Below are 16,707 nucleotides of genomic sequence, written 5' to 3'. Positions count from 1 at the left end.
GGCTCATGTCGGCTACGCCGACGTGATGCCGAAGCCACATGGCCTGGTGAGCGAAGCGAACGGCGATCGAGCCGCGGGAGCCAACCGTGTTTAAAAAGATCCTGATTGCCAACCGCGGCGACAACGGCCGATGGGCGGTTGCGGTGAAGGCTCATGTCGGCTACGCCGACGTGATGCCGAAGCCACATGGCCTGGTGAGCGAAGCGAACGGCGATCGAGCCGCGGGAGCCAACCGTGTTTAAAAAGATCCTGATTGCCAACCGCGGCGAGATCGCCTGCCGTGTCGCCGAGACCGCTCGGCGCCTGGGGGTGCAGACGGTGGCGGTGTATTCCGACGCCGATGCCCACGCCAAGCATGTGCGCGTTTGCGACGAGGCTGTCCACATCGGCGGCAATGCGGCGAAAGACAGCTATTTGCAGTGGCAGCGCATCCTCGAGGCCGCGAAGGCGACCGGCGCGCAGGCGGTGCACCCCGGATACGGGTTCCTGAGCGAGAACGAAGAGTTTGCGCAGGCCTGCGCAGACGCTGGGCTCGTCTTCATCGGCCCGCCGCCCTCGGCCATCGCGGCGATGGGCAGCAAGTCGGCGGCGAAGGCCCTGATGGAAAAGGCCGGCGTGCCCTTGGTGCCCGGCTATCACGGCGACAACAACGACCCCGCCTTCCTGGCCGAGCAGGCCCAGCGCATCGGCTTTCCGGTGCTCATCAAGGCCAGCGCCGGTGGCGGTGGGCGCGGCATGCGCAAGGTCGACAAGCCGGAAGACTTCGTCGCCGCGCTGGCTTCTTGCCAGCGCGAAGCGAAGGCCAGTTTTGGTGACGACCATGTGCTGGTCGAGCGCTACGTCACCGAGCCGCGCCACATCGAGATCCAGGTCTTCGGTGACACGCAGGGGCAGTGCGTGTACCTCTTCGAGCGCGATTGCTCGGTGCAGCGTCGCCACCAGAAGGTGCTGGAAGAGGCGCCCGCGCCCGGCATGAGCGAGGCGCGTCGGGCCGAGATGGGCGCCGCCGCAGTGGCTGCCGCCAAGGCGGTGGGCTACGTGGGGGCGGGCACCGTCGAGTTCATCGCTGAAGAGCTGGCCGACGGCGATCTGCGCTTCTACTTCATGGAGATGAACACCCGCCTCCAGGTGGAGCACCCGGTCACCGAAGCCATCACCGGCCATGACTTGGTGGAGTGGCAGCTGCGCGTGGCCGCAGGGCAGCCGCTGCCCGCCCAGCAGCATGAGCTGAAGATCCACGGCCATGCGATCGAGGCGCGCATCTGTGCCGAGAACCCCGATGCGAACTTCCTGCCCGCCACCGGCACCCTGTCGGTGCTGCGTTGGCCAGCGCATGTGGGTTTCGCGCGCCACGCAGGCGCCGCGCCGGCACAAGATCCGGCGCCTGTGCGTGTCGATGCCGGCGTGCGCGAAGGTGATGCGATCAGCCCGTACTACGACTCGATGATCGCCAAGCTCATCGTCTGGGGCGAGAACCGCGCGCAGGCGCTGGCCCGGCTGGATGCCGCGCTGCGCGACACCCACATCGTCGGCCTGGCGACCAACGTGGCCTTCCTGCGCCGCGTGGCCGCCAGCCCCTCGTTCGCCACCGCCGATCTGGACACCGCGCTGATCGAGCGCGAGCGTGCCGTGCTGTTCGATGCCCCTGGGTTGCCGCTGCCCTTGGCGGCAGCCGGCGTCATCGCGCAGAAGATCGCGAGCGAGCAGGCGCTGGAGAGCGCCGACCCGTGGTCCAAGCGCGATGGCTGGCGCATCCATGGCACCGCCCGCCGCCGTTTCGATCTGCAGCTGGGCGGCCAGCACCATGTGGCCACGCTGGAGCGCCTGCATGACGGCGCGCTCCGCCTGGCGATCGGCGGCGAACAGTGGCCGCTGGTCACCCGTTCGCTGGGCGACGATCGGTACGACGTGGTGATCGGTGGCGAGCGCCACACGCTGACGGTGTACCTGGTCGGCGAGCGCGTGGCGGTGTACGGCGCCCATGGCTCACAGGAGCTGCAGGAGATCGACCCCATCGCCCATGCGGGCGAGGCGGCCGGTGGCGCAGGCCGGCTCACCGCACCGATGCCGGGCAAGGTGATCGCCATCCATGTGAAGCCGGGTGATCAGGTGACCGCCGGCCAAGCGCTGGCGGTGATGGAGGCGATGAAGATGGAGCACACCATCAGCGCACCGCGCGCCGGCGTGGTGACCGAGCTGCTGTACGCCGTGGGCGACCAGGTCGCCGAAGGCGGCGAACTGCTGCGCCTGGCCGAGTGAGGACCCCGATGAACCTGCCCCGCCGCGTCAAGATCGTGGATGTCGGCCCGCGTGACGGCCTGCAAAACGAAAAGCAGCCGGTCGCCGCCGAACACAAGATCGCCCTCGTCCATGCGCTGCAGGCCGCCGGCCTGAAAGAGATCGAGATCACCAGCTTCGTCAGCCCCAAGTGGGTGCCGCAGATGGCCGACAACGCCGAGGTGATGGCCGGCATCCGCCGCCAGGCCGGCGTGCGCTATTCGGTGCTGACGCCCAACATGAAGGGCTACGAGGCTGCGGTGCTGACGCGGCCGGATGAGATCGTCGTGTTCGGCGCCGCGAGCGAAGCCTTCAGCCAGAAGAACATCAACTGCTCGATCGCCGAATCCATCGAACGTTTCGCGCCGGTGACCGAAGCGGCGCGCGCCGCCGGCCTCAAGGTGCGAGGCGCCATCTCGTGCGCGGTGGGCTGCCCGTACGAGGGTGAAATTGCGCCCGAGCGGGTCGAACTCGTCGCTCGGCTGATGAAAGAAATCGGCGTGCAGCACGTGGGCGTGGCCGACACCATCGGCGTGGGCACGCCCCGCAAGGTGCAGCGCGCCCTCGAAGCGGCGCTGAAGCACTATCCGCTCGACGAGGTCAGCGGGCACTACCACGACACCTACGGCCAGGCCCTGTCGAACGTGTACGCCAGCCTGGAACTGGGCATCGCGAGCTTCGACACCAGCGTGTCGGGCCTGGGCGGCTGCCCCTACGCCAAAGGCGCGACGGGCAATGTGGCCACCGAAGACGTGGTCTACCTGCTGCACGGGTTGGGCATCGACACCGGCATCGATCTGGATGCGCTCATCGACGCTGGCGTGGCCATTCGCGCCGCACTGGGCCAGACGACCGGTTCGCGCGTGGCCCGCGCGATGCTGGCCAAGCGGGGCTGACGCGACATGCGTGCGGCCGGGTGGTGTGGTGTCGTGGCCTGGTTGCTCGCGGGCTGTGCGGCCCCGGCGATTCAGCCGGCGCAGGGGGAGGGGCGCTTCAGCTTCGCGCTGTGGGGCGACATGCCGTACAAGCGCAACGGCGATGACCCCGGCCTGAAGGCGACGATCGACAGCCTCAACGCCGCCGACATCGCTTTCTCGATCCACGACGGCGACATCAAGGACGGTGGCTCGCGCTGCGATGACGCGGTCTACACCGACGCGCTGGCCTTGTTCAATCGCCTGAAGGCGCCGGCCTTCTACACGCCGGGCGACAACGAGTGGACCGACTGCCACCGCCTGAGCAACGGGGGCTACAACAACCTCGAACGGCTCGATCACCTGCGCCGGGTGATGTTCGGGCAACCCACCAGCCTGGGCGAACGCACCATGCCGGTCATCCAGCAAGCCGCGCCCTACGTGGAGAACCTGCGCTTCGAGAAAGGCGGCGTGGTCTTCGCCACCTTCAACATCCCCGGCAGCAACAACAACCGCGTGGCCGACGCGCAAGAGTGCAGCTTCAAGAGCGCCCGCGGTCCGGCCGAGTGCGAGGCGGACAACGCTGAATACGAGGCGCGAGACCAGGCCAACATTCGGTGGCTGCACGAGGCTTTCGCGGTGGCACGCCAGCAGGGCGCGCGAGGCGTGGTCACGGTGTTCCAGGCCGACCCCGGGTTCGATCTGCCCGAGACGACCGAGGTCGATGAGTCGCGCTCACCGATCTATACCGGCTATCGACGCTTCATGGACGCCCTGGTGGCCGAGACACAGGCGTTTCGCGGACAGGTGCTGCTGGTGCACGGCGACATGCACTTCTACAAGGTCGACATGCCGATCTATCTCGGTCGCCGGCAACTGACCCACCTGACGCGCATCGAAACCTTCGGCAGCCCATCGCTGCACTGGGTGAAGGTGACGATCGATCCGTCGCTGCCCACGTTGTTCGACATCGAGCCCGTCATCGTCTACTGACGATGGGGCGGTTTCGCCGCACCGGCTTTGCCGGTCAGGGCCGGCCGATCATCAACGCCAGGCCGGCTTCGCCTTGCGGTGCCCACGTCAGGCCCAGGTACATCGGGCCGATGCCGGTGTCGGCCCCAAGGTAAAGGCTGCCGCCGGCTCGCAGATCGCCCAGTGAGATGCGGCGCCGGCTGGCCCAGGCGTTGCCCGCCTCGATCGACGCGCCGATGAAGAAGCCCCGCGCGAAGACCGGCGGCTCGGCCAGGCGCATGTACCAGTTGGCCCGCCCGAAGACCACGGCATTGCCCGCCAGTTGGTTCGGGCGATAGCCCGACAGCCGCTGGAAGCCGCCCAGGGCGTATTGCCCCACGATCGCATCGGCCCGCGCGTCGGACATCTCCACCAGGCCGAACAGGTTCACGGTGTGGGCGCCCCAGGTGTAGGCGCCGGTCACCTGGCCCTCGACGCGTGACAAGCCCTGGTCGCCTTCGTGATGGCGGCGTCCAATCTGCACCTCGCCCAACGCTCGGTAGCCGAACTGCGGGAAGTTCGCGTAGTCGAGCTGGTCGATCACGACGCGGCCGCGGAGCGCGGTCTCGTTCCAGGTCTCGGCGCTGGTGGGGCCGTCGTAGCCGGCCGACAGCAGCGTCGGCTCGCTGCGGCCGATCTGGTGCGTCAACCCGAGACGCAACTCGCCCAGGCGTCCCCAGGGCTGGCCGATGTCCACCCCCACTCGGCCGGTGGTGCGCCGCAGCTGTCCGATTTCTTCGCCGGCATCGGCCTCGTACAGCGACAGCACACGGCGTTCGGCTTGGCCCCAGCCCGCCACGAACCAGTCGTTCCACAGACCGATCGTCCAGTTCAGCGGGTGGTAGATCTCGCTGAAGACTTGCGGCACTTCGCCGATCTGCAGGCGATTGCGCCACTCGGTGCCACTGGGCGTGAGCCAGTGCCGGTTGTGGCTCATCTTGATGTTGAACGCGCTGTGGCCGCCGAAGTCGGTGGACAGGTCGAGCCCGATGCTGAGGTAATTGGGCCCCCAGGGCTTGTCTTCGAGATCGAAGACGATGCCGGTGGCGCCGCTGGTGGTGTCGACCAGCCGGTAGTCCGAGCGGACGTAGTCGCCGCTGGCGGCCAGCTGTCGCGCATCGCGCGCCGCCTTTTCGGGGTCGAACGGCTGGCCCGGCTGGGACAGCAACTGGCCCTCGAAGCGCGCCGGGTTGGTCACACTCGTGCCTTCGAAGGCGACGAACGCGAGCTGGGGCGTGGGCACGTTGCCGGTGTGGCGCTCGGCGCGCCAGGCCGTGTAGGCCTCGGCCGGCATCGCGATCTGGGCCAGGCGCGTCTGCTGGGTTTCGGCCCCTTCGACGCCGAGGCGAATGAAATCGGCTGCGCGATTGAAATCGCCTGAGGTCAGCTCACCGAGATCGGGCGCGATCAGCACGTCGCCGGTCAGCAAGGTGGCGAGGCTGCGCTTGACGTTCTGCTCGGTCAGGATGTTGATCATCTGCGACGTGAGCCCGAGGGCCGACGACAGGGTTTCGCGCCCTGCCAACGGCGTGCCGATGCTCACGGCGATGACGATGTCGGCGCCCATGGCCCGCGCCACATCCACCGGCACGTTGTTGACCAGGCCACCGTCGCCCAGCACATGGCCATCGACTTCCGTGGGGGGAAAGACGCCCGGCACGCTCATGCTCGAACGCAGCGCCATCGCCAGATCGCCTTCGCCGAGGATGACGGCGTCGCCCGTCTCCATGTTGGTCGCCACCGCACGAAACGGGATGGGCAACTGATCGAACTTCGTCACCGCACGCACCGGCAGGGTGAAGCGCCTGAGCAGCGTCTCCAGCCCGCGGCTCGACACCGCGCCCTGCGGCGCCCGGAACGAGCCCTCGTCGTCGATGCCCAATTCGATCGCGCTGGCGATCTCGAAGTCTTCTTCCTTCCGGCGCTGGGTGAGCTGCTGGCGGCTGACACGGGTGGCGAACAGCCTCACCCAATCGATGCGCTTGAGCTCGCGCTCGATGTCGTCAGCCTTCATGCCGCTGGCGTACAAGCCGCCGACGATCGCGCCCATCGACGTGCCCGCGATGACGTCGACCGGCACGTGCTCACGCTCCAGCACCTTCAGCACGCCGATGTGGGCCAAGCCCCGCGCACCGCCACCCGACAGCACCAGACCGATCCGTGGCCGGCCCAGTGGTGGCGGCACCTCAGCCGCAGGCTGGGCGAATGCGGCGGCGGCCGACGCGAGGCCGAGACAGAAGACAAGCAGGGGGCGCCATGGCATGGACGCGGATTGTCGCGCGGGTCGGTGAGGCGCTCAGACGCGCCGGGCGCGGGTCTCGCTCAGGCTGTCGCCGAAGACAGACGCATCGGGCGCGGCGTCGGCGTTGCTCCGCTCCATCTCCACCTCGAAGCTGAACTGCCCCCCCGGGCGATGGCCGTCAAGCAGTGAGAGGGTGGCCAACCCATGTCGACTTTCCAGAAGGCTTTGGGGGTAGTCGACAGTCTGGTCGGTCAGCGCCGGCAGTCCGAGCCCGGGATGACCAGGGGTGCTCCGCGATGCTCGATGTCTGGCCAGAGAAATTCAGGGCACGGTGTATCTGGGCGCGGACCCGTGGCTCTGTGGTGAACCGACGCCAACACATCGCATCGGCACATCACCTCAATCCCGGAGCCGTCCATGAAGAACTCTTCGACCCGTTTGTTCGCCGCCCTCGCTGCCGCCGCCGCACTCTCCGTGACGGCTCTGGGGGCTCAAGCCGCTACCTTGAAGATCAAGTGCGAGAAGCGGTCCGACCGCTCCAAGGCGTCGGTGGACGTCAGCGCGCTCGGGTGCTACTACTGCGGCGGCCAACCCGGAGATTGGTACACCACGGTGCTGACCTCCGGCGGCAACAGCGCGCAAAGCGCAGCCAAGCAGGAAGTCTTGAACGAAGTGGAATTCGACTTCGACAGCAACCCGCGAAACATTCGCCAGGGCGCGACCGCCATCTCTAAGGGGTTCATCGTCGACGGCACGGTCACCGCCACGCTGCTGGACGCCAGCGGCGCCACGGTGACGAGCGCCACGGCCACCTGCCGCGTGCGCTGAGCAAAGAAAAAGGGCCACCTCGCGGTGGCCCTTCCATTCGAGCAGGGATGCTCGGGCAGGACTTACATGTCCATGCCCATGCCGCCCATGCCGCCCATGCCGCCAGGCATGCCACCGGCGGGAGCCTCTTCCTTCGGCGCTTCGGCGACCATCGCTTCGGTGGTCAGCATCAGCGACGCGACGGACGCGGCGTTCTGCAGTGCGGTACGGGTCACCTTGGTCGGATCGAGAATGCCCATCTCGATCATGTCGCCGTAGGTGTCGTTGGCGGCGTTGAAGCCGTAGTTGCCCTTGCCGGCCAGCACCGCGTTCACGACGACGGAGGCTTCGCCACCGGCGTTGTAGACGATCTCGCGCAGCGGGGCTTCGATGGCCTTGAGCACCAGCTTGATACCAGCGTCTTGGTCGGCGTTGTCGCCCTTGATGGCGCCAGCGGCTTGACGGGCGCGCAGCAGCGCGACGCCACCACCAGCCACGATGCCTTCTTCAACGGCGGCACGGGTGGCGTGCAGCGCGTCTTCGACACGGGCCTTCTTTTCCTTCATCTCGACTTCGGTGGCGGCACCGACCTTGATGACGGCCACGCCGCCAGCCAGCTTGGCCACGCGCTCTTGCAGCTTCTCGCGGTCGTAGTCGCTGGTGGCTTCTTCGATCTGGATGCGGATCTGCTTGACGCGGGCTTCGATGTCCGCGGCAGCGCCGGCGCCGTCGATGATGGTGGTGTTTTCCTTCGCCACTTCGACGCGCTTGGCTTGGCCCAGATCGGCCAGCGTGACCTTCTCGAGCGACAGGCCCACTTCTTCAGCGATGACCTTGCCGCCCGTCAGGATGGCGATGTCTTCCAGCATGGCCTTGCGACGATCGCCGAAGCCCGGGGCCTTGACGGCGACGACCTTCAGGATGCCGCGAATCGTGTTGACCACCAGGGTGGCCAGCGCTTCGCCTTCGACTTCTTCAGCGATGATCAGCAGCGGGCGGCCCGACTTGGCCACTTGCTCCAGCGTTGGCAGCAGGTCGCGGATGTTGCTGATCTTCTTGTCGAACAGCAGCACGAACGGGTTGTCCAGCAGGGCAACTTGCTTTTCGGGCTGGTTGATGAAGTAGGGCGACAGGTAGCCGCGGTCGAACTGCATGCCTTCGACGACATCCAGCTCGTTGTTCAGGCTCTTGCCGTCTTCGACCGTGATGACGCCTTCCTTGCCGACCTTGTCCATCGCGTCGGCGATGATCTTGCCGATCGATTCGTCAGAGTTCGCCGAGATCGTGCCGACCTGAGCGATTTCCTTGCTGGTGGTCGTGGGCTTCGAGGCCTTCTTCAGCTCTTCCGTCAGGGCCACAACGGCCTTGTCGATGCCGCGCTTCAGGTCCATCGGGTTCATGCCGGCGGCCACGTACTTCATGCCTTCGCGCACGATGGCCTGGGCCAGCACGGTGGCGGTCGTGGTGCCGTCACCGGCGTTGTCGCTGGTCTTGGAAGCGACTTCCTTGACCATCTGGGCGCCCATGTTCTGGAGCTTGTCCTTCAGCTCGATTTCTTTGGCGACCGAGACACCGTCCTTGGTGACGGTCGGGGCGCCGAACGAGCGCTCGAGCACGACATTGCGGCCCTTGGGACCCAGCGTGACCTTGACCGCGTTGGCCAGGATGTTCACGCCTTCCACCATGCGGTGACGGGCGTCGGCGCCGAAGATGACGTCTTTTGCTGCCATGTTGATTTCTCCGAATTCAGTGTTGTGAGGTCAGTGCGAGAAGCGCCAAGCGGCTTACTTCTCCACCACGGCGAACAGGTCGTCTTCCTTCATGACCAGCAGCTCTTCGCCATCGACCTTGACGGTCTGGCCCGAGTACTTGCCGAAGAGGACGCGGTCACCGACCTTGATGTTCAGGGCCACGAAGTCGCCCTTGTCGTTGCGCTTGCCGGGGCCGACGGCCAGCACCTCACCCTGGTCGGGCTTCTCTGCGGCGTTGTCGGGGATGACGATGCCCGAGGCGGTCTTGGTTTCGTTTTCCAGGCGCTTGACGATCACGCGATCGTGCAACGGACGAAGCTTCATTGCATCTCCTTTGTGCATAGCAGTGAGACTTGGAGCGATATGCCAAGAAAGTTGGCACTCATTCACATTGGGCTCCCGCAGAGCGGTCACCCCAAAAGGGCTGCTCGTATCGCCGGCTGTTAGCACTCCGGCTGATCGAGTGCTAGCAACATTATAGGGACCATGTTTTGCGTTTCAAGAGTCCCTGAGCGGGTGTCTGCTTTGACGACGCGGCGACCTTGAGCACCATGTATGCGAGGTCATCAGGGTTTAAGTTGCACGTGATCTTGATGAAGCAGAGGATTTGCTGCTGGCTCATAAATGGTCGATCGAACTGGCTCGTGAGTAGTCATCGGAGCAGTCATCGATAGGCCGAGGCCGGGCGTGTGTCTGAACTAAGGGAGCTCATCACATGAGAACACTTGCTTGCATTGCGGCGGTCAGCTTGTCAACTTGCATGGCCGGCGTATCGGCCATTGCCGAGATCGTGGCGCCGGCGCCATCAGCGGCGGCCGGCTACACCCGCAAGGACGTCAATATCACTTACGTGGCCAAGCAGGACGGATTCGTTGTCGCGAAGCTCGTCGCGGGATCCCCCTGGCGTGGGGTGTACGCCACCGGCATCGTGGATGGAGAGCCGGTTGCAGAGGGTTCGGCGGCAGACAACTATCTCGACGGCGTCATCTCCACGTATCAGGACACATTCACCTTCCCAGTGAGGAAGTTCTCGACCTGGAGCGTGGCGTCTACGACAGGTGCGGGAGGGGTTGAGGTGAGATGGTTCCAGTTCGCAAAATAGCCGTTCGGTTCGAACGGCACCTCTTCAACGGACTCGCCAGGATGTCTATGTCCGATGGCATCTGTTGTCCGTCAAGTTGTGGCCGCGCCGGCAGTTCCAGCCTCGCGGCACCCGCGCGAGGCCCTTGACTCACTGCATGAACAGCGGCGAGAAGGAAAACACCCAAGGCGTGGCGGTATCCACACCGATGCGCACGGCGCGGATCTCGGGTGCGCCATACACCTGTAGGCGCATGACGTTGCCGCCCTTGAACTGTTGCTTGGCTTCGTCGGGGGTCAGGAACGGCCTATCGATCGTGAACTCGTGGTCGTCTCCGTGGATGAGCAGCACCGGTTTGCCAAACTGGGCGGACAGTTCCTGGATGGCCAACGCGATCAATCCGTAGGGGCCGGATCGGCCCCCGCGCACGGCGTGCCCCGTGCCCTGTCCCGGAGCAGGCATCTTGTCGAAGAATGACGCGTGCATGGCGAGAACGATGGCCTTGGCATCGGTCTTCGCCGCTTCGGCAAAGGTCTGCTGGATCCATTCGACGTTGGCCTGATTGCGCGCCACCGCCTCGGCCGCGGCCTCCGGGCTGGCGACCGACAGGCTGTTCATCGAGCCCACCACATGCACGGTGGCGAAGACCACGCTGTCTTTGGCCCAGCGCGCGTTCTCGACCATCTGGGGATGTCGCCGGGATGTCGCAGCCTGGCGCACCAGGGGGATGGTGGTTTGGCCCAAGCTGCGCGGCGTACTGAAATAGGTGCGCCGAATGCGCGCCAGGCTGTCCAGCGCCCACTTCCCTGGGCGAGTCGCACGGCTCGACAACTGCTTGAAATCGGCCAGCAGTTGCTCGTCGCCGGGGCGGGCCTTGCCTTCGTCGATGCGCTCGTCTGCGGCGATCACTTCGGGATCGATGCAGTCCGTCCACTCGTTGTCGCCCGGCGTGTAGATCAGTGGGTGCTCGTAGCGGGCAAACCAGCCGAGGATCTGACGGTGATCCTCGTCCAGGCAACTCGTTGCGCCCCATACATCGCCGATGTGGATGCTGAAGGCCGGCCGCTCTTGGTTGATGCGGTTGATCAGTGCCGAATAGACCGGGTAGTCGGCCTCGCCGTTGTAGGCCGTGTCGCCGAGCGCCACGAAACTGAAGGGCTCGGCATGGGCCACGCCAAGGGCGGAAAGACACAGCAGCAGCGCGCCCTGCGCGCGTCGCCATCCAGCCAGCATGCGCATGGCTTGCTCCTTGTTGGAAGATGAATCACGGAGCCAGCGCTCTGGCTCGATGGGGCCCAAGGCGACCGGCACCAGGACGCCGGGGCTCTGGGGGGCCACACAGGGGTGGCGTTAGATGCCATCTGAACGGCGCGGTCCGGCCAGCGCCAGCGCGCCCAACACCGCGCCGCCGGCCACGTCCAGCAAGTGATGTTGCCAGGTGGTGAGCGCTGAGAGGGCCACCACACCGGCCCAGGCGTGCACCCACACCCGGTGGCGCGGCAAGACGATGCTGCGCAGCAGTGACCACAGCACCACCAGCACGGCGATGTGCAGCGAGGGCGCCAGGTTGTGCGGCAGGTCGAAGCTGCCGAGCCAGCCGTAGGCCTGCGCCCAGATGCCTTCTAGCGCGGGGCGAGGCCGGCCCCACTGCAACGGCCAGCACCAGAAGCAGATGAAGGCGGCGATCTGCACGAACAACAGCTGCAGCGTGAGGCGCAGCAGGGCGCGCTCGGTGCGGCAGAGAAAGAAGGCCGCGAGGTACACGAGGTTGATGGACGCGTAGGGAAGGATGCTGGCGGGCCAGAACGGCACCCAGGCATCCCAGGAGGAGAGGCTGCTGGGCAGCTCGCCCAGCCGGTGCGCGCGGCGCAGCGTGAGCTGGTAGCCGCCCAGGAACACGCCGCCCACGGCCACGAGGTGCATCAAGGCCTGCCCGGGCGAGGGGCGAGACGGGAGGTTCACGGCTGCAGGGGGTGGCCCACGGCGCACACGGCCATGGCCAGCTCGCGCTCGGCGTCGGCGTGGATGACGCGCAGCAGGCGCTGGTCGTCGTACGAGCCGAGCGCGAGGCTGCCCAGGCCGGAACGGGCGCATTCCCACTGCAAGGCGCCGAGGTAGCTGCCCGCCTCCAGCAGCGCAAAGCGGCCGCCGCGCTCGCCGTACTTGGCCACCATGCCGTCCACCAGCGCGGTCACCACCAGCACGGCGGCGGGTGTGCTGTCGGCCCAACCCAGCACCTCTGCCAAAACTGGCCACGATGGCGCAGGCGCGCGGCGGGTGAGGCCGTGGCGTTGCGGGTCGTACCAGTGCACCGCGGGGGGCATGCCCTCCAGAGCCAAACCGATCACATGGACTCGCAAGGGGTACTTGCCGCCACCGGATGCCAGTTGGCGGTGGCCATCGGCGCGTTCCGACAGGGGCCACAGCAGGTTGGACAGCGCCTTGGGTGCCAGCGGCCGGGCCGCAAACTGGCGCTCGCTGCGGCGGCGGGCCCAGGGGGTGTGCACCGATGCGTCTGGGGCGGGCAGCGGCGTGGCGGCCTGAGGCCAAATGGGGCGCACGCCGTCGCTGCCCTGCACGGCATCGCGTTCGATGCGCTCCAGCATCAATGCACGCCGGGCAGTATTGAGCTCGCTGTGGCGCCAGAACTGCCAGAACAGCGGGGCATCGTCGTGCAGTGAGCTCATCGTTTCAGCCCAGCGGGTGCGGCCAGGGGTTGGGGAAGGGGCCTTGTGGGCGGGCACCCGGGTAGCGCCAGGCCACGTCGGTGCAGCGCCCGCCCAGGAATGGCGCCCGCTCGTCGGCATGCAACGGCGTGAGCTGCGGGGCCAGAACCCGCACCACGCGCAGGCCGGCCTGGGCGACGTCGGTGGTGGTGAGTTCGCGGTAGTAGGTGTCGATGCCCGCGGCTTGCAGGGCTTGCACGGTCTGCCGCAGTTGGACCTCGGCGGGGGCGCCGCCATCGGCTTCGACAGGCTGACCGCCGCCCGGCCGGCGCCCGGCCAGCAGCGGCAACTGCTCCCAGCCACCCGGGTGCGCCGTGTAGTAGGCGGCGTGCTGGCTGAATTCGCGCAGCGCACCAGGGGCCTGCGGAATGGCGACGCGGGCCTGGTGGCAGAGGTGGTCGGCATAGCGCAGGCTTTGCCCCCACTCCAGCCAGGCTTTGCGCAGCGCTTCGTCGCGGGTGGCGCGGCATGCCAGGCCGAAGCCGTGGCGGGGGCGCCCTTCGACGTCCAACCGGCCGGCCACGGCCACCACGGCCTGCGGGTTCCAGCGCTGCGTCAGGTCAAAGGCGTGCACCCGGGCGCCTGCCGCTTCGGCCACCTCAGCCAAGTCCGCCGGCAGCTGCCATTCGGCGCCGCCCAGGCTGTGCAGCCAGGTCACCGACAGGGCGTCGCGCTCCAGCACCTCTTGCAGTGCACGCAGCATCGCCAACCAGGGGCCTTGGTGGCTGTCGAGGTGGGCGGCCAATCCGCTGGACGTGCTCGGCAGCCGCATGCGCCCCTCGGCGATACCCAGCCCCAGCATTTCCTGGGGCACCCAGGCCGGCTCGTTGGTGGCGAGGTGGTACACCTTGACGAAGGCATCGTCCGGTGACATCGGCATGGGCCAGGGAAAGCCCGGCCGCGTGCGCTGCGCGCGGCTGAAGAGTGACCACTTCTCTTCATCGATCACGGTTTCGCCGGCCAGGTCGGCGCGCCGCCGCGGGTGCCGTGCCGTGATGCCGGCGCAGTAGCGCTCGAGCGCCTCGGCCACAGCGGCCATGCGCGCCTGCGCCGTGTCGCGCCAGGCCACACCGCCGGCCACCCCCTGCCACGGGTTGGCCGCATCGGGCAGCACCGTGGCGTTGACGAGGCCCGGGAGGTCGTTGGCGGTGGTGGGCACGTCGTGCACTGCCCGCACCATGCCGCTGCGCTGATCGGCCGCTCTCAGCAACAGGTGTTGAGACAAGGGGCGCGCCAGCGCCCTGGAGAGGCTCAAAGCGAAGTCAACCAGCCCATCATCTCGAGCGCGACACCGCCGCACAAGAGCACCAGCCCAATCACGCCGGCGAGCAGGCCGCCCGCCGTGCTCCTGCCGGCTCGACGATGCAGGAAGACAAAGGCACCCACCCAGGTCAGCAGGCCCAAGAGGGCAGCGAGGATCACCCCCGCCCCGCCCCCGACGGCGAACACGCCCACCATGGCGCCCGAGAGCAGCAGCGTGGCCAGCGGCAGGAAGAAGCCAATGACTTTCCAGGGCGTGGGTTTGGGGGCTGGCGCCGCGTCAGTGGCGGGAGCCAGCACCTCCTTCTTGCCCACGGCAGAGAAGTACATCGAGGTGAGCACCGAGGTGGTTCCCAGGGTGACGATGCACGAACTGCAGGTGGTGCTGGTAGAACCGCCTGCAGCGGCCGATTCGTCGCGGCGCGCGGCTTGGGTGTCGAACTGGGTGGGCAGACGGTGCATGGCGGACGGTTGGTTGTGATCAGTTCACCCACGGCAGCGCGAGGGAGCCTGTGTCGGGCGGGGATGTGCGCTGGCTGGCGCAGACGTTGCAGCCGGGTTGCAGGTACGCCGGTGACCGGGTGATGCTGAACTGACGCAGGTCCAGCGCCAGCGAGGCCTCCACACAGCGCGAGCCCAGCGTCACATGGTCGGCCATCAGCGCCGCGATGCCGGCCAGCCGATGCCGGTTGGCGGGGGCGGGCGGAGGGGGCAGGTCGCCCCAGCGATGCGCCACCCGATGGCCGAAGCACGCCAGGCAGGCGGTCTGCCCCGGTACCACCAGCGGCCCGAGGCAGAGGGTGTGGTGGTAGGCCAGGTCCAGCAGGACATGGGTGCGCCGGGGTGGTTGGTGCTGGTAGTCGTGCAGCATCTCGGCCCACGACGCATCGGTGCGCACGCACAGCTGCAGCGCAGCGTCGTCGTCCCACCGCCAGCCGTGCCGCTGCAAGGCGCTCTCCAGTTCGGGCCAGGGCTGGCCGAACCAACGCAGCGCGGCGCGCGGCTGTGCGGTGTGGTGCAGGGCGTCGGCGGGCAGCAGGGCGCCCAAGCGCCGCAGTTGACGCACCGCCGCACCCACCACGGGGTCGTTGGCCAGGCTCCCGCAGCGCTGGTCTTGCCAAGCCTGCATCAGCGTGGCCAAGGTGTCGGCGGGCGCCTCATCCACCAGATAGACCTCGTCGGCGCCCGCGCTGACTACCAGGTGGTCGTCGTGGATGTCCAGCCGCCATTGAGGATTCGCGTGCCAGATGGCAGCTTCGTCTGGAGACCTGGACTCGGGCGGCATGAAGGTGGCGATGAGAGGCGCAAGAATCCGCCTGACCGTGCTAGTTTAGTGCCCGCTGCTGGTGCAGTTGGGTGCGAGCGGGTGGGGTTGTAGGGGGGGCGTCAGGCCCGCACCACCCGCTGTCGAAAACCGGCCTGCTCGTTCGTCGCCATGGCGAGGTGCTTTCCGCCGCCTCATCATGCTGCCGGTGGCGGCTAACACGGAGCGACTGTCATGAGTTCATCTTCCTCCCGTCTGGTGCTGTTCGTGGCCACGCGCAAGGGCGCGTGGCTGTTTCATGGCGATACGGGCCGATCGGCCTGGCGCATCGATGGGCCGCATTTCCTGGGCCACAACATCAGCCATGTCCAGATGGACCCGCGCGACGGCTGCACGCTGCTGGCGGCCGCGAAGACCGGCCACCTCGGGCCCACGGTGTTCCGGTCCACCGACCTGGGGCAGACCTGGAAAGAGGCGCGCCAACCGCCGGCGTTCGCCAAGCCCACGAACGATCTGCCCGCCCGCACGGTGGATCACACCTTCTGGCTCACGCCGGGCCACGCCAGCGAGGTGGGCACCTGGTATGCGGGCACGTCGCCGCAGGGCTTGTTCCGCTCGGAAGATGGGGGCGAAAGCTGGGCGCCGCTGCCGGCCGTCAACGACGACGCCCGGTTTCGGGAATGGATGGGGACCGTCCAGGACGGCACGCCCGATGGCCCGAAGCTGCACTCCATCATCGTCGACCCGCGCGATGCCAAGCACCTGCTGTTCGGCATGTCGGGCGGCGGTGTGCATGAGTCGCGAGATGGTGGCCAGAGCTGGTCAACGCTCATTGCGGGCATGGAGGTCGTGGCCGGCTTCGATGTGGCCGAGGTGACGTTCCATGATCCGCACTGCGTGCGTTTGTGCCCCTCGAACCCCGACCGGCTGTACCAACAGAACCATTGCGGCATCTATCGCCTCGATCGTCCTGGCACCACTTGGTCGAGGATCGGCCGCCAGATGCCCGCCGAGGTGGGCGACATCGGCTTTCCGATGGTGGTCCACCCTGCCGATGCCGACACCGCGTGGGTCTTCCCGATGGATGGCACCGATGTCTGGCCGCGCACCAGCCCCGCCGGGCGGCCGGCGGTCTATGCCACCCACGATGGTGGGCAGACCTGGCAGCGCCGAGATGAGGGGCTGCCGACGCAGCAGGCCTGGTGGACGGTCAAGCGCCAGGCGATGACGGCCGACACCCTGCCCAGCCCGGCGCTCTACCTGGGCACGACCAGTGGAGAGCTGTGGATCGGCCATGACGGCGGCTCGCGCTGGGAGAACCTCGCCCGCCATCTGCCCGAGATCTACGCGGTCGAATCTGCCGTGCTGCGATGA

General features: G+C 67.4%; 16 protein-coding genes. 6 read left to right on the top strand and 10 right to left on the bottom strand.

Annotated elements, in window-relative coordinates; genetic code table 11:
* Positions 1 to 234: 234 nt before the first annotated feature.
* From AACH06_RS14355 to AACH06_RS14335, 3 genes are read left to right on the top strand one after another with little or no spacing between them, the layout of a single operon-like run.
* The gene (locus AACH06_RS14355; protein ID WP_423222032.1) at positions 235 to 2,259 is read left to right on the top strand and encodes an acetyl/propionyl/methylcrotonyl-CoA carboxylase subunit alpha; all 2,025 of its coding nucleotides are present in this window, start codon (positions 235 to 237) and stop codon (positions 2,257 to 2,259) included.
* An 8-nt stretch (positions 2,260 to 2,267) separates the two neighbouring features.
* Complete coding sequence (locus AACH06_RS14340) at positions 2,268 to 3,173, top strand: hydroxymethylglutaryl-CoA lyase (RefSeq protein WP_341426419.1); 906 nt, start codon at positions 2,268 to 2,270, stop codon at positions 3,171 to 3,173.
* Positions 3,174 to 3,206: 33 nt separating this feature from the next.
* Entirely contained in the window at positions 3,207 to 4,184 is a 978-nt protein-coding gene (locus tag AACH06_RS14335) for a metallophosphoesterase family protein (protein WP_341426407.1), read from the top strand.
* A gap of 34 nt (positions 4,185 to 4,218) precedes the next feature.
* Here the strand turns inward: AACH06_RS14335 and AACH06_RS14330 are convergent, their stop codons facing one another.
* Both AACH06_RS14330 and AACH06_RS14325 read right to left on the bottom strand, forming a co-directional pair.
* Complete coding sequence (locus AACH06_RS14330; RefSeq protein WP_341426406.1) at positions 4,219 to 6,465, bottom strand: patatin-like phospholipase family protein; 2,247 nt, start codon at positions 6,463 to 6,465, stop codon at positions 4,219 to 4,221.
* Between the two features lie 33 nt (positions 6,466 to 6,498).
* Positions 6,499 to 6,645, bottom strand: a complete 147-nt coding sequence (locus AACH06_RS14325; RefSeq protein ID WP_341426405.1) for a hypothetical protein — start codon at positions 6,643 to 6,645, stop codon at positions 6,499 to 6,501.
* Between the two features lie 216 nt (positions 6,646 to 6,861).
* Between AACH06_RS14325 and AACH06_RS14320 the strand changes: the two genes are divergently transcribed.
* A complete protein-coding gene (locus tag AACH06_RS14320) occupies positions 6,862 to 7,272 on the top strand; it encodes a hypothetical protein (protein WP_341426404.1) in 411 nt (136 codons plus the stop codon).
* 62 nt (positions 7,273 to 7,334) lie between these two features.
* Here AACH06_RS14320 and groL read toward each other — a convergent pair whose 3' ends face one another.
* Together groL and groES are read right to left on the bottom strand one after the other, a co-directional pair.
* Entirely contained in the window at positions 7,335 to 8,981 is a 1,647-nt protein-coding gene (gene groL / locus AACH06_RS14315) for a chaperonin GroEL (protein ID WP_341426403.1), read from the bottom strand.
* A gap of 54 nt (positions 8,982 to 9,035) precedes the next feature.
* Positions 9,036 to 9,326, bottom strand: coding sequence for a co-chaperone GroES (gene groES / locus AACH06_RS14310; protein ID WP_128197167.1), 291 nt, complete (start codon positions 9,324 to 9,326; stop codon positions 9,036 to 9,038).
* Positions 9,327 to 9,717: 391 nt separating this feature from the next.
* On the opposite strand from groES, the gene AACH06_RS14305 reads away from it, so the two are divergent.
* Positions 9,718 to 10,104, top strand: a complete 387-nt coding sequence (locus tag AACH06_RS14305) for a hypothetical protein (RefSeq protein WP_341426401.1) — start codon at positions 9,718 to 9,720, stop codon at positions 10,102 to 10,104.
* Between the two features lie 129 nt (positions 10,105 to 10,233).
* Here AACH06_RS14305 and AACH06_RS14300 read toward each other — a convergent pair whose 3' ends face one another.
* From AACH06_RS14300 to AACH06_RS14275, 6 genes are all read right to left on the bottom strand, one after another.
* The gene (locus tag AACH06_RS14300; RefSeq protein ID WP_341426400.1) at positions 10,234 to 11,322 is read right to left on the bottom strand and encodes a hypothetical protein; all 1,089 of its coding nucleotides are present in this window, start codon (positions 11,320 to 11,322) and stop codon (positions 10,234 to 10,236) included.
* A gap of 111 nt (positions 11,323 to 11,433) precedes the next feature.
* The gene (locus AACH06_RS14295; protein ID WP_341426399.1) at positions 11,434 to 12,045 is read right to left on the bottom strand and encodes a phosphatase PAP2 family protein; all 612 of its coding nucleotides are present in this window, start codon (positions 12,043 to 12,045) and stop codon (positions 11,434 to 11,436) included.
* A complete protein-coding gene (locus tag AACH06_RS14290) occupies positions 12,042 to 12,770 on the bottom strand; it encodes a SagB/ThcOx family dehydrogenase (protein ID WP_341426398.1) in 729 nt (242 codons plus the stop codon). The genes AACH06_RS14295 and AACH06_RS14290 overlap by 4 nt, the downstream gene beginning before the upstream one ends.
* A gap of 4 nt (positions 12,771 to 12,774) precedes the next feature.
* The gene (locus AACH06_RS14285) at positions 12,775 to 14,034 is read right to left on the bottom strand and encodes a YcaO-like family protein (protein WP_341426397.1); all 1,260 of its coding nucleotides are present in this window, start codon (positions 14,032 to 14,034) and stop codon (positions 12,775 to 12,777) included.
* Between the two features lie 26 nt (positions 14,035 to 14,060).
* Positions 14,061 to 14,531, bottom strand: coding sequence for a hypothetical protein (locus AACH06_RS14280; protein WP_341426396.1), 471 nt, complete (start codon positions 14,529 to 14,531; stop codon positions 14,061 to 14,063).
* 19 nt (positions 14,532 to 14,550) lie between these two features.
* Entirely contained in the window at positions 14,551 to 15,354 is an 804-nt protein-coding gene (locus tag AACH06_RS14275) for a hypothetical protein (RefSeq protein ID WP_341426395.1), read from the bottom strand.
* Positions 15,355 to 15,567: 213 nt separating this feature from the next.
* Between AACH06_RS14275 and AACH06_RS14270 the strand changes: the two genes are divergently transcribed.
* The gene (locus AACH06_RS14270; protein WP_341426393.1) at positions 15,568 to 16,707 is read left to right on the top strand and encodes a sialidase family protein; all 1,140 of its coding nucleotides are present in this window, start codon (positions 15,568 to 15,570) and stop codon (positions 16,705 to 16,707) included.

Origin of the sequence: Ideonella lacteola (genome assembly GCF_038066555.1) — a bacterium.
In the GTDB taxonomy this organism is placed as follows: Bacteria; Pseudomonadota; Gammaproteobacteria; order Burkholderiales; family Burkholderiaceae_C; genus Ideonella; species Ideonella lacteola.
This window is presented reverse-complemented; position numbering and strand designations above follow the sequence as displayed.